Genomic DNA, 12,135 nt, shown 5'->3' on the forward strand with positions numbered 1-12,135 from the left:
ATGATGCGGCCGGGCGCGATCAGGGCCTGTCTTTTCGACGCCTATGGCACGCTGTTCGATGTCAGCGCCGCAGCGCGCACCCTGGCGCAGGAGATCGGCCCGCAATGGCAGGCCCTGGCCGATACCTGGCGCGCCAAGCAGTTGAACTACTCCTGGCTGCGCAGCCTGATGGGTGGCGCCCATGCAGATTTCTGGCAGGTGACCGCCGATGCGCTGGATTACGCCCTCGATGCGCATAAGCCTGATTCTCCGCCTGGCTTGCGGGAACGCCTGCTCGACCTCTATCGCAATCTCGCCTGCTATCCGGAAGCGCCCGGCATGCTGCAACGGCTGAAGGATGCAGGCCTCGTCACCGGCATCCTGTCGAATGGCGCGCCGGCAATGCTGCAGGCTGCCTGCGCATCCTCCGGCATCGCCGGACTGATCGACCACCTGATCTCCGTGGAGGACGTCGGCATCTACAAGCCCGATCCGCGCATCTACCAGCTGGCCATCGACCGGCTCGCCCTGCCGGCTTCGGCCATCGCCTTCCACAGCAGCAACGGCTGGGACATCCATGCCGGCAAACGCGCCGGATTCTTCGCGCTCTGGATCAACCGCAGCGGCCAGCCGGCCGAACGGTTGCCCAATCCGCCCGATGTGGTCCTGCAGACTCTGGCCGATGTGCCCGCCGTGCTGGGGATTGCCGCATGATTGCCGATTATACCCAGCACAGCTTCCATGCCCAGGACGGCCTGCGGCTGTCCTATCGCGACTATGGCGACCGCCGCAGCCCGAAAACGCCGCTGCTCTGTCTGAGCGGTCTGACCCGCAATGCCAACGATTTCCACGAATTCGCCATGCGGCATGCGGCAACGCGCCGGGTGATCTGTCCCGATTACCGGGGCCGCGGCCGATCGGCCTATGACCCCGATCCGAGCAACTACCAGGCGCCAGTCTATCTGAACGATATCCAGCATCTGCTGGCGGTCACACATATCCAGAAGGTGATCGTCGTCGGCACATCGCTGGGCGGCATCCTGGCGATGGCGATGACCGTGGCGGTTCCGACCCTGCTGGCCGGTGCGATCATCAACGATATCGGGCCCGATGTCAGCGAGGCCGGCCGTCAGCGCATTGCCGGTTATGTCGGGCGTGGCGTCAGCGTGCCGAGCTATGAAGCCGGCGCCGCAAACTGGCGACAGGTCTATGGCGCGGCCTATCCCAATTTGAGCGATGAAGGCTGGATGCGTATTTCCCGCGGCAGCTTCACCGAAGACGAGATCAACGGTGGTTTGCGCCTGGACTATGACCTGAATATCGCGACTGCCCTGCGGGAGCAGGCAAAAAGCCCACTGCCAGACCTCTGGCCGCTGTTCCGGGGACTGCGGACGGTCCCCGTGCTGGCCCTGCGTGGCGCCCTGTCGGATGTGCTGACCGCCGACACCTTCGTGCGCATGAAGCGTGAACATGCCGGCATGATCGCCGTGACCGTTCCCGGGGTGGGGCATATCCCCATGCTGGACGAGCCCGAAGCCGAAACCGCCATCGACAGTTTTCTGGCAGACCTGTAACCGGCGCTGCGGCGGCTCTATACTGCCGGCCGTCCTGCGGTCGGGTTTCGGGGTCCGGCCGCGCTATTCAGTCTGAACGCCGGAGACTTCCATGAACGCCCCTGCCAAGCTGCCTGCCCTGCCCACCGTTGCCGATGTCGAGGATGCCGCCCGCCAGTTACGTGGCGTCGCCGTCCGCACACCGCTGCTTGAAAGCCAGTATCTCAACGAGCGCCTGGGCGGCCGCCTGCTGATCAAGGCCGAACCCCTGCAGGTCAGCGGCTCCTTCAAGTTCCGCGGCGCCTATAATCGCATCAGTCGCCTGGACGCCGAGCAGCGCAAACGCGGCATCGTCGCCTTCTCCTCCGGCAATCATGCGCAGGCCTGCGCCTGGGCTTCCAAGATCACCGGCACGCCGGCCGTGATCGTGATGCCCAGCGATGCCCCCAAGATCAAGATCAACAACACCCGCGCCTACGGTGCCGAAGTGGTGCTCTACGATCGCTATAAGGAAGACCGCGAAGCCATTGGCAAACGCTATTCCGACGAGCGCGGCATGACGCTGGTGCCGCCCTTCAACGATCCCTACATCATCTGCGGCCAGGGCACGATTGGCCTGGAGATCGCCGCGCAATGCGCCGAACGCGACATCAAACCCGATGCCGTGCTGGCGCCGGCCTCCGGCGGCGGCCTGATCTCCGGTATCTCGCTGGCGATCAAGGATCGGCTGCCCGGTACCGATGTCTATTGTGCCGAGCCGGACCAGTTCGACGATATCGATCTCTCCCTGAAGGCCGGCAAGATCACCAGCCACGCCAACAAGGGGCAGACTTTCTGCGATGCGCTGATGGCCCCACATCCGGGCGACATCACCTTCGGCGTGATGAGCGCCAATCTGAAAGGTGCTGTATCGGCGACCGATGCAGAAGTCGAAACCGCAATGGCAACCGCCTTCACCTATTTCAAGCTGGTGGTCGAACCCGGCGGAGCGGCTGCGCTGGCCTCGGTGCTGAACGGCAAGGTCTCGTGCGTTAACCGCACGGTGGTCGTTGTCTGTTCCGGGGGAAATGTTGACTCTGCCCTTTACTCCGCCATCATCTCCCGCACGCCGCCGGTCTGACCCGAAAGGATCCGGCCGGGTGGCGGAGTTCCACTCGGCCGAGAGACCTTAGGGAGAGACAAATGACCGAGGCATTCATCTGTGACGCAATCCGTACGCCCGTTGGCCGCTATGGCGGGGCGCTGTCCGCCGTCCGCGCGGACGATCTGGGCGCTGTACCGATCAAGGCGCTGATGCAGCGCAATCCCGCCGTCGACTGGGCTGCCATCGACGACGTGATTTATGGCTGCGCCAACCAGGCCGGCGAAGACAACCGCAACGTCGCCCGCATGTCGCTGCTGCTGGCCGGCCTGCCCGAGAAGGTGCCGGGCGCAACCGTGAACCGCCTGTGCGGTTCGGGCCTGGAAGCCGCCAGCGCCGGTGCCCGTGCGATCAAGACCGGCGAGGCCGACCTGATCATCACCGGCGGCGTCGAAAGCATGAGCCGCGCGCCCTTCGTGATGGGCAAGGCCGAAAGCGCCTTCTCGCGCACCGCCGATATCCATGACACCACCATCGGCTGGCGCTTCGTCAACAAGCTGATGAAGCAGAAATACGGCGTCGATTCCATGCCGGAAACAGCCGAGAACGTGGCCGAACAGTATCAGATCAGCCGCGCCGACCAGGATGCCTTTGCCCTGCGGAGCCAGCAGCGCGCACTGAATGCCATCAAGCTCGGCCTGTTCGAGGCCGAGATCACTTCGGTCACTATCCCGAGCCGCAAGGGCGATCCGGTGGTGGTCGACCGCGACGAGCATCCGCGCGATACCTCGATCGAAGCCCTGGCCAAGCTGCCGACACCATTCCGCCAGGGTGGCACGGTAACCGCCGGTAATGCGTCTGGCGTCAACGACGGCGCCGCCGCGCTCATCCTGGCTTCGGCTGCCGGCGCCAAGACCCACGGCCTGACGCCGCGTGGCCGGATCGTTGCGACCGCTGCCGCCGGCGTGCCGCCGCGCGTCATGGGCATCGGTCCGGTACCCGCAACCGAGAAGGTTCTGGCCAAGGCCGGCTTGAGCATCCGCGATATGGATGTGATCGAGCTGAACGAGGCTTTCGCGGCCCAGGCGCTCGCCGTGCTGCGGCAACTCAACGTGCCCGATGATGCCACTTACGTGAATCCGAATGGCGGCGCGATTGCCATCGGCCATCCGCTCGGCATGAGCGGCGCGCGTCTGATCACCACCGCACTGAACCAGCTCGAGCGCACCGGCGGCCGCTACGCCCTCTGCACCATGTGCATCGGTGTCGGCCAGGGCATCGCCATGGTCATCGAACGCATCTAGAGAAACGGAGGCCGCCATGCTGACACGGATCCACCACATCGGCATGGCGGTCCCCAATCTCGATGCAGCACTCGCCGCCTATCGCGACGCCGGCAGCACCGTCGGCGAACCCTTCGAGATACCGGGCCTGCCCTATCGCCTGGCCTATGTGGAAACCGGCGGCACGCGGATCGAGATCGTTGAATCCTTCAACCCCGAAAGCACTGCCGGTAAATACCTGCAGGCCAATCCCAGCGGCGGGATTTACCATCTGGCCTATGAGGTCGATGACCTGGAACAGGCCCGCACCTATCTGCAGACACTCGGCGCCAGCATCATCGGGCCGCCCACCCCCAGGCTGGAACCCGATGGTTCGCTTGTGATGGTCTTCGATGCGCGCCGCAGCCACGGCACCATGCTGGAACTGCGTCAGCCGCAAACCGCCTAATTGGTCTTGTAGCCGATTCTGAACCCGCCCCAGTGGCGCCCCTGCACCGTGATCGGTGCGGACATATCCTTCATCAGCACGAAGACACCGCCGCCCATGTCGCGGCGGTAGCATTGCAGCAGGTACGGTTTTGTGTTGCGGCCGCAAGCCAGGCCGACCGGATCGTTGAACAGCCGACGGTTGCGCGAGTTCGCCGTGTTCCAGACAGGATCGCTGCCCTGCGGCTGGCAGTATTTTACGTTATGCGTGGGAATGAAGCCGTTGCGATCGATAGCCACGCAGAAGGTGATGCTCGCATTGGACTCCAGCAGCTGTTCCTGAATTTTCGGCAGAGCTGCATCCGTGAAATTCACGAAGCGGGTCATGTATTGCTGCGGATTGGTGCCCTTGATCGGTGCATAGGTTTCATCGAACAAATCTTCCAGCCGCAATTCGCCGCGGCTGATCGCATCTTCGAAGGCCGCGCTGATCCGTCCGGCGCCATCCTGTGCGGCCAGCAGCAGCGGACGATCCACGGTGGTGGTGACGAACGCGATCTGGGTGGCCAGGTTGGCGACCTGCTGGTCGATATCCTGGATCGCCTTGCCCGTGCGCTGCACCACCGAGAGATATCCCCGCGTCGCCGCATTCATCTCGGTGATCGCACCTGTCACGCCATTCACCCGTGACGACTGATCGGTGCTGGCCTGCTCGATTTCACCCAGCTGCTCGCCCATCGAATCGATGGCCTCGACGATACCGTTCAGCACTTTGCCGGTTTCGCTGACCAGAGTGACGCCCGACTTCACCTTGTCGTCGGATTGCTTGATGATCGCGCCGATATCCTTGGATGCATTGGCCGAGCGCTGGGCCAGGGCCCGCACCTCCTGCGCCACCACCGCAAAGCCCTTGCCGGCCTCGCCGGCACGGGCCGCTTCAACGCTGGCATTCAGCGCCAGAAGATTGGTCTGGAATGCGATTTCGTTGATGAGGGACGTAATTTCAGAAATACGGTGCGACATCTCCGCCATTTCGTTCATAGCATCGATGGACCGGCGCACCACGGTGACGCCATTCTGGGCTGCGGCCCGTGCCTGTTCGGCGCGCTGATTGGCCCGTTTCGCCGCCGCCTCGTTGGCGCGCGCGGCTTCGCTCAGAGACGCCGCATCGGCAGCGGTCCGGTCAAGGCTGTCGGACTGTGCTTCGGCACTTTCAGCCAGCCCCTTCGCCTCACGATTGAGCTGCACGGAGGCCCCGGAGATCGAATTGGCCGCCTGGACGATGGTACCGATGACCCCGCCTAAACGCTCGGCCACCTGCACCGACCCCTGGCTGATGACGCCGAAATCGCCGCTGTAATCATTGTCCATACCGATGGAAAGATCGCCCTCGGCCATACGACCGAACAGCCCCTTCAGGTCCGTAACCACGATATCCAGGGTTTGGGCCATGGCATTGAACTTTTCGGCCAGCGCGTGGGCTGCTTCCTCGTCTTCGTGCGAGGCCACCCGCTTGCTCAGAACGCCGGAGCCGATTGCGCCACACAACTCGGCCATCTCGCCCAGCACAACATTATCGGCACGACGCAGATGATCGAGTTCCGCCTGTAAATCCGCGATCCGGCGTTCCAGCGCCTCACGATGCTGGGTGGCTTCGGCCCCGTTGCGCACCAGATTCTGCAGCGGCTCACGCAGACCGGCAGGCGCATCGGCAATCCGGGCCGCCCCGGCAGGCCATGCCGACAGAAGCGATGCCAGCCTGGAACTGTCGCCGGACAGGGACAGAGCCAGCAGTGCGCCGAGCACAAAAACGACCACGGCGGCGGCAATGACAGGCACTGCATCGCCACTCGACTGGCTGGCAACCCAGACCCACCCCAAAGTTGCCACTGCGAGCAGAGTAATCACCAGACCGGCACGCAGCCCGCTCGGCAGATTGGTTAATCCCAACATACTTCCTCCCGCCTGCCGGACCCTGAGGGCCTCGGTCATACCCGCCTGTTATGCTTTTCTATTTTATGTTGGGTTTATCTTAGCGGTATCGGCGGATATATGCGCAAGCCGTCCGTATCCGCACTGCGCGTGTCAGGCCCAGACTTTAGTCGAATTCCGCCGATTCAAACGCGGCAGAGTTGTGATCGACCCGGGGTTCATCAGCCGGTCACATATGCAGGCTACCCCATCGGACGGGCCGAACCAGGCCCGATTCCAGGAGACGACCATGCCCCACGATTTCCCCCCCGGCCTCAGCCGTAGCGAAGCCTATGAACGTTCGCAGGATGTCGGCGTCAACGACAGCACCAATACGACCATCGGCGACGTGGTGCTGCGCCGCTATGGCCGCCGTGACATCCTCAAGGGCCTGATGGCCGGTGCCGCCGGTCTGACGCTCGGCCAAAGCCTCGCTTTCCCGGATGGCGCCATGGCGCAGCCCCAGACGGCAAGCCGCTTCACCTTCACCGAGATCAGCCATGGCGTCGACCGCACACATCATGTGGCGCCGGGATATGACGCCGACATCCTGATCCGCTGGGGCGATGCCGTCCTCCCCGATGCGCCGGCTTTCAATGTGCGCCAGCAGACTGCGGCGGCACAATCCGCGCAGTTTGGCTACAACAACGATTTCATCGGATACCTGCCGCTGCCGCTGGGCAGCACGAATTCCGACCGCGGCCTGCTGTTCATCAATCACGAATACACCAATGAAGAGGTCATGTTCCCCGGCGTCGGGCGCCAGGAAGCCAAGGACAAACTGTTCAAGGATATGACGCCGGCGCTGGTTGCGGTGGAAATAGCGGCGCACGGCGCCAGCATCATCGAAGTCGAGAAGACGGCGAATGGCAAATGGGGCGTCACCACCGGCAGCCGTTACGCCCGCCGCATCGATGCATCCACTCCGATGGAACTGACCGGCCCCGCGGCCGGCCATGCGCGCCTGCGCACCAAGGCAGATCCCACCGCTCGGCGCGTTGCCGGCATGATCAACAACTGCGCCGGCGGCCTCACGCCCTGGGGCACCGTGCTGACGGCGGAAGAGAATTTCCACGGATATTTCTGGGGCAAACTGGATGCCGGTCATCCGGAAGAGCGCAATCACAAGCGTTATGGCGTTCCGGACAACTGGTATAACTGGGGCCAGTATCACGAGCGTTTCGATGTGGCCAAGGAGCCCAACGAGGCGAACCGCTTTGGCTGGCTGGTCGAGATCGACCCCTACGATCCGAATTTCGTGCCGCGCAAGCGGACGGCACTCGGCCGCTTCAAGCATGAGGGCGCGGCTGTCGTAGTGAATGGCGATGGCCGTGTGGTGGTCTATTCCGGCGACGACGAGCGGTTCGAGTATGTCTACAAATTCGTCACCAGCCGCCGCTACAATGCCGCTGACCGCCAGGCCAATTTCGGTATTCTCGACGAGGGCACGCTGCATGTCGCCCGTTACAATGCCGATGGCACCATCGACTGGCTGCCGCTGGTCTTTGGCCAGGGACCGCTGACCGCCGCCAATGGCTTTGCCAGCCAGGCCGATGTCCTGATCGAGGCAAGGCGGGCCGGCGATCTGCTTGGCGCGACCAAGATGGACCGCCCGGAAGACATCGATGCCAATCCGGCGACCGGCAAAGTCTATGTGATGCTGACGAACAACAACCGTCGCACCGCCGATCAGAAAGATGCGGCAAATCCACGGGCCGCAAACGAATGGGGCCAGGTGCTGGAAATGACGCCCATCAATGGCGACCATGCGGCGACAAAAGCCAACTGGTCACTGCTGCTGCAGGCCGGCAACCCGGCCGATGCAAAGGTGGCCGGCAAGTATCACCCGGCGACCAGCCCGAACGGCTGGTTCGCCTGTCCGGACAACTGCACGTTCGACAACCAGGGGCGGCTGTGGATCAGCACAGACCAGGGCGAGGCCTGGGAAAAAGCCAGTGGCACTGCCGATGGCATCTGGGCGGTGGAAACCGAGGGGCCGAACCGTGGTCTGTCGAAAATGTTTTTCCGCGTCCCGGTCGGCGCCGAAATGTGCGGCCCCTGCTTCACGCCGGATGGACGGACCTTCTTCGTCGCCGTCCAACATCCGGCGACAGATGGCGGCGAAAAGTTCACCCAGAGCGGCAAGGGTTCCACCTTCGAGGATCCCGCTACCCGCTGGCCGGACTTCCAGCCAGACATGCCGCCCCGCCCTTCGGTCGTGGTCATCACCAAGCGGGATGGCGGGCTGATCGGCGCTTAACCATCTGCGGCAGTATACAGAGCACGGGTAGGGCGATATAACCGCCCTGCCCGCCTTGCGGGTATGCTGGCCACGCAATGCAAGCCAGCAGTTCTGGGGACTGGCTGCCTGGCATGAGCAAGGCCAATAAAGTTCAGATCATCAAGGCGCCGCAGGACCTGCGACAGCGTGCGGTCAACTTCACGACCGGCATGGACCTGGTCCTGACCGACGAAGTCCGCGGCCTGATCGAGAAAGCCATCGGCTCCTCGGCAGACACCTTCTCCAACGAGGTCCTCGACAAGCTGCGTGAGATGCGCGTGCAGGTCAAAGCTGCCGAAGGCGACCCGCTGTCACGGATTTTCATACTATCCACCATTGCCGAACTGGCGTTCGACATCAAAGGCATGGGGGGCATTTTCGGCTACCCGCTGCTGAGCCATCTGGCGAAGTCTCTGAAGGATTTCATCACCCATCTGGCCCTGCCCAACGAGGCCCAGCTGGAAGTCATCAGCATCCATGTCGATGCCATGTATGTGGTTTTGGCCCAGGGCGTGCGCGGAACCAGCGAAAAACTGCAAAAAGACCTGCTTGATAACCTGCGGGTAGCCGTCGGCAAGGTCAGCGAACCTTCATAAGACCAGCCGCCGGGGTTACACTTCGCTAACCTTTTCCAGCCAGTCTGCGGCCCATGTCATCCGATGCTGAAATCTGGCGCGCTGCGCGCGATCTGATCGCCGATCACGGGGCCCGCCGTGCGGAAGCGCATGCCAGCCGTCAATTGAATGAAATGACGCAGAGCAATGATTTCGCCGGCATCCTGGTCTGGCGCCGCGTCCTACGGGCCGTCAAAAACCTGACCGCAAACGATCCCAAGGCCGCCGCAGGTCGGCGCTAGGGTCAGTTCTTCTTTTCGTTCTGCACAACCGGCAGACCGCGTACACCTTCGATCAACGACCCGCGCAGGTCGGCATCTGTCAGATTGGCATACATCAGATTGGCCTCCCGCAGATCCGAACAGATCAGCCGGGCCCCATGCAGGTTGGCATTCGAGAGATTGACCTGGCGCAGATCGGCGCCGTTCAGGTTGGCATGCACCAGATGGGCACGCGACAGATACCAGCCTGACAGGATCGCGCGACGGCCGGACTTCCCTTCCGTATCGACCCAGGACTGGTGATCCCGGAGAACCTGTTCGATCACATCGACCGGAATCTCCTTCGGCACCCGCGCGCCACTGCCCTGAAGCTGGGCCATCATCTCGGGCGGGAAATCCGCGAGCTTGAAATTGGCATCGTGCAGCTTGGTGTTTTTGAACTGCACATTGCTCAGCGTGGAATACGAGAAATCCGCGCCTTCCAGATCGGCATTGTCGAGAATGCAGCCATCAAGGATGGCGCCGACGAAAGACGCGCCCAGCAGCTTGGCCTGGCTCAGATTGGTGTTGTGCAGCGTCGTGTCGCTCAGTGACACCGCGCCGCCCTTGCCATGTGGCGGCACCGGCGGATCGGTCATCGGCCGCATGTCGGCATTTTCGAAGCGTGTGCCCTTCAGGATGGCGCGCGACAGATCGGCGCCCCGCAGATTGGCCCAGACGAACCGCGCATTGGTCAGATCGGCGCCGGAGAAATCGCAGCCGGTGAGAACAGCCTGGCTGAAATCGGCATTGCGGAGATCGGCGCAATAAAAACGGCAGCTGCGAAAAACCGTGCGCTGCAGATTCATGCCAACCAGCTTGATGCCGGTCAGGTCGGCGCCGACCAGGGTGAGCTGCTTGCCGCGCGTCAGCTTGCCCAGTCGGCCGGACAGAAACTCCCCATGCGCCTTGATCTGATCGTAGAGATCATCGGGCCAGGACGTGTTGGTGGCAGCACCGGTTGTCATGTTTCCATCCACAGAACCGGCTTATGCCGGGCTTGTTCTGTAAATGTGTAAGGCTAGCGACCGGATTTCAAGAAAGTCTTAACGAACGGCTGCAAGCTGCAGGCGGTATGTACTACCCAGCCGGGCATAATGCTGCGCTGTTTCAGTAATATTGCGCAATTCGTCCGCATCAAGACGACGCATCAGCTTGGCCGGACGACCGGCCCAGAGTTCACCGGCAGCAATGCGCTTGCCGGGCGTGAGCAACGCTCCGGCGGCCAGCATGCCGGTGCTCTCGATCACGCAGGCATCCATCACGGTCGCCTGCATGCCGACGAAGCAGTTGTCCTGCAGGGTGCAGCCATGGATCAGGGCCATATGGCCGATGGTGACACCTGAACCGATGGTCGTGCCGAATTTGGCGCGGGTAACATGCACCACGCTGCCATCCTGGATATTGGTATCGCTGCCGATACGGATGCTGTTGACGTCTCCGCGCAGGACGCAGCCAAACCAGATCGAACTGCGCGCCCCGATTTCGGTATCGCCGATCACCGTTGCGTTTGGCGCAACGAAGGCATCCGGCGCAATGGCCGGATGCTTATCGCCGAACGGCAGGACAAGGCTCACGGGAACAGGGCGATCTGGTCCAGACCGGTGGTTTCCGGAATGCCGTACATCACATTGAAGTTCTGCACCGCCTGGCCGCTCGCACCCTTCATCAGGTTGTCGATGGCCGAGAAGATCATCACCCGCCCCTTGATGCGGTCGGCGAAGATGCCGATGTGGCAGGAATTGGTGCCCCGCACATGACGGGTCTGCGGCGACACGCCCTGCGGCAGAATCTGCACAAAGGGTTCTTCGGCATACCGCTTGAGCAGTGTGGTGCGCAGGTCATCGGCGCTGACGCCCGGCTTGGTCTTCACATAGATGCTGGACAGCATGCCGCGGTTCATTGGCATCAGATGCGGGGTGAAGCTCACCACCATCTCCTGACCCGAAGCATCCGCCAGGATCTGCTCGATCTCGGGGCCATGCCGGTGCGAGCCAATCCCGTAGGCATGGGTGCCCTCGGCGGCTTCGCAATACAGCGAGCCCTCCTTGAGCGCACGGCCGGCACCGGATACGCCCGACTTGGCGTCGATCACGATGTCGTCAGCGTCGATCTGGCCGGCTTCCAGCAGCGGCATCAGCGGCAGCTGGGCTGAGGTGGGATAGCAGCCGGGATTGGCCACCAGCCGCGCCTTGGCCACCTTGTCGCGATACATCTCGGTCAGGCCGTAGACCGCTTCGTCCTGCAGCTTCGGCGCCCGGTGCTCATGGCCATACCACTTGGCGTATTCGTCCAGGTTGCGCAACCGGAAGTCAGCCGACAGATCGATGATCTTCAGATGCGTCGGCAGGCCGGCGATCACCTCCTGGGTGGTGCCATGCGGCAGGGCGCAGAAGACGGCATCCACGCCGCTCCAGTCCACTTCCTTGATGGTAACCAGCTTCGGCAGGTTCAGGCCGGTGAATTGTGGGAAGACCGTCTCAATCCCCTCGCCCGCTTTCCGGTCGGCGGTCAGGGCGACCACGCGGACGCGCGGATGACGCAGCAGGACGCGGAGCAGCTCCGCCCCCGTATAACCGCTGGCACCCAAAATCGCGACCCGAATGGCATCCGTGGCCATGTCGACCTCCTGTGGAAAAGATGGGCCTAAAGATGGAGATGGGTATAACGCGCCAGCCGCTCGGTTC

Annotated in this window: 12 protein-coding genes; 8 read left to right on the forward strand and 4 right to left on the reverse strand. The window is 62.9% G+C overall.

Features of this window, described 5'->3' with window-relative positions; genetic code table 11:
- The 5 genes from AC1ROB_RS22045 to AC1ROB_RS22065 all read left to right on the forward strand — a co-directional run bounded on the left by AC1ROB_RS22045 (window position 1) and on the right by AC1ROB_RS22065 (window position 4,344).
- Complete coding sequence (locus AC1ROB_RS22045) at window positions 1–693, forward strand: haloacid dehalogenase type II (protein WP_492972915.1); 693 nt, start codon at window positions 1–3, stop codon at window positions 691–693.
- Window positions 690–1,553, forward strand: a complete 864-nt coding sequence (locus tag AC1ROB_RS22050) for an alpha/beta fold hydrolase (RefSeq protein WP_492972914.1) — start codon at window positions 690–692, stop codon at window positions 1,551–1,553. The genes AC1ROB_RS22045 and AC1ROB_RS22050 overlap by 4 nt, the downstream gene beginning before the upstream one ends.
- Before the next feature lie 91 nt (window positions 1,554–1,644).
- Window positions 1,645–2,652 carry a threonine ammonia-lyase gene (locus tag AC1ROB_RS22055; protein ID WP_492972913.1) on the forward strand — a complete coding sequence of 336 codons (1,008 nt, stop codon included), beginning with the start codon at window positions 1,645–1,647 and terminating at the stop codon, window positions 2,650–2,652.
- Window positions 2,653–2,714: 62 nt separating this feature from the next.
- On the forward strand, window positions 2,715–3,917 hold the full coding sequence (gene pcaF, locus AC1ROB_RS22060; protein ID WP_492972912.1) for a 3-oxoadipyl-CoA thiolase: 1,203 nt from the start codon (window positions 2,715–2,717) through the stop codon (window positions 3,915–3,917).
- 16 nt (window positions 3,918–3,933) lie between these two features.
- A complete protein-coding gene (locus AC1ROB_RS22065; RefSeq protein WP_492972911.1) occupies window positions 3,934–4,344 on the forward strand; it encodes a VOC family protein in 411 nt (136 codons plus the stop codon).
- On the opposite strand, the gene AC1ROB_RS22070 is transcribed toward AC1ROB_RS22065, so the two are convergent.
- The gene (locus AC1ROB_RS22070) at window positions 4,341–6,275 is read right to left on the reverse strand and encodes a methyl-accepting chemotaxis protein (protein ID WP_492972910.1); all 1,935 of its coding nucleotides are present in this window, start codon (window positions 6,273–6,275) and stop codon (window positions 4,341–4,343) included. The two genes, AC1ROB_RS22065 and AC1ROB_RS22070, sit on opposite strands and share 4 nt — an antisense overlap.
- Before the next feature lie 268 nt (window positions 6,276–6,543).
- Between AC1ROB_RS22070 and AC1ROB_RS22075 the strand changes: the two genes are divergently transcribed.
- The 3 genes from AC1ROB_RS22075 (at window position 6,544) to AC1ROB_RS22085 (ending at window position 9,430) form a co-directional block, all read left to right on the forward strand.
- The gene (locus tag AC1ROB_RS22075; RefSeq protein WP_492972909.1) at window positions 6,544–8,553 is read left to right on the forward strand and encodes a PhoX family protein; all 2,010 of its coding nucleotides are present in this window, start codon (window positions 6,544–6,546) and stop codon (window positions 8,551–8,553) included.
- A gap of 113 nt (window positions 8,554–8,666) precedes the next feature.
- The gene (locus AC1ROB_RS22080; protein ID WP_492972908.1) at window positions 8,667–9,170 is read left to right on the forward strand and encodes a hypothetical protein; all 504 of its coding nucleotides are present in this window, start codon (window positions 8,667–8,669) and stop codon (window positions 9,168–9,170) included.
- Between the two features lie 53 nt (window positions 9,171–9,223).
- Complete coding sequence (locus AC1ROB_RS22085) at window positions 9,224–9,430, forward strand: hypothetical protein (protein WP_492972907.1); 207 nt, start codon at window positions 9,224–9,226, stop codon at window positions 9,428–9,430.
- Window positions 9,431–9,432: 2 nt separating this feature from the next.
- Here AC1ROB_RS22085 and AC1ROB_RS22090 read toward each other — a convergent pair whose 3' ends face one another.
- The 3 genes from AC1ROB_RS22090 to argC form a co-directional block, all read right to left on the reverse strand.
- Window positions 9,433–10,416: a pentapeptide repeat-containing protein gene (locus AC1ROB_RS22090; protein WP_492972906.1), complete on the reverse strand. Its 984-nt coding sequence runs from the start codon at window positions 10,414–10,416 to the stop codon at window positions 9,433–9,435.
- 78 nt (window positions 10,417–10,494) lie between these two features.
- Window positions 10,495–11,025 carry a gamma carbonic anhydrase family protein gene (locus AC1ROB_RS22095; RefSeq protein ID WP_492972905.1) on the reverse strand — a complete coding sequence of 177 codons (531 nt, stop codon included), beginning with the start codon at window positions 11,023–11,025 and terminating at the stop codon, window positions 10,495–10,497.
- The gene (gene argC, locus AC1ROB_RS22100) at window positions 11,022–12,068 is read right to left on the reverse strand and encodes an N-acetyl-gamma-glutamyl-phosphate reductase (RefSeq protein ID WP_492972904.1); all 1,047 of its coding nucleotides are present in this window, start codon (window positions 12,066–12,068) and stop codon (window positions 11,022–11,024) included. Before argC ends, AC1ROB_RS22095 begins: the two co-directional genes overlap by 4 nt.
- Window positions 12,069–12,135 lie beyond the last annotated feature (67 nt).

Source organism: Ferrovibrio sp. GW821-FHT12F09 (assembly GCF_058806775.1).

What these genes read in the sequence shown, in the direction of transcription:
- AC1ROB_RS22070 (WP_492972910.1), bottom strand. Translation starts at nt 6,275, where the DNA reads ATGTTGGGATTAACCAATCTGCCGAGCGGGCTGCGTGCCGGTCTGGTG.
- AC1ROB_RS22080 (WP_492972908.1), top strand. Translation starts at nt 8,667, where the DNA reads ATGAGCAAGGCCAATAAAGTTCAGATCATCAAGGCGCCGCAGGACCTG.
- AC1ROB_RS22050 (WP_492972914.1), top strand. Translation starts at nt 690, where the DNA reads ATGATTGCCGATTATACCCAGCACAGCTTCCATGCCCAGGACGGCCTG.
- argC (WP_492972904.1), bottom strand. Translation starts at nt 12,068, where the DNA reads ATGGCCACGGATGCCATTCGGGTCGCGATTTTGGGTGCCAGCGGTTAT.
- pcaF (WP_492972912.1), top strand. Translation starts at nt 2,715, where the DNA reads ATGACCGAGGCATTCATCTGTGACGCAATCCGTACGCCCGTTGGCCGC.
- AC1ROB_RS22045 (WP_492972915.1), top strand. Translation starts at nt 1, where the DNA reads ATGATGCGGCCGGGCGCGATCAGGGCCTGTCTTTTCGACGCCTATGGC.
- AC1ROB_RS22090 (WP_492972906.1), bottom strand. Translation starts at nt 10,416, where the DNA reads ATGACAACCGGTGCTGCCACCAACACGTCCTGGCCCGATGATCTCTAC.
- AC1ROB_RS22055 (WP_492972913.1), top strand. Translation starts at nt 1,645, where the DNA reads ATGAACGCCCCTGCCAAGCTGCCTGCCCTGCCCACCGTTGCCGATGTC.
- AC1ROB_RS22085 (WP_492972907.1), top strand. Translation starts at nt 9,224, where the DNA reads ATGTCATCCGATGCTGAAATCTGGCGCGCTGCGCGCGATCTGATCGCC.
- AC1ROB_RS22075 (WP_492972909.1), top strand. Translation starts at nt 6,544, where the DNA reads ATGCCCCACGATTTCCCCCCCGGCCTCAGCCGTAGCGAAGCCTATGAA.
- AC1ROB_RS22065 (WP_492972911.1), top strand. Translation starts at nt 3,934, where the DNA reads ATGCTGACACGGATCCACCACATCGGCATGGCGGTCCCCAATCTCGAT.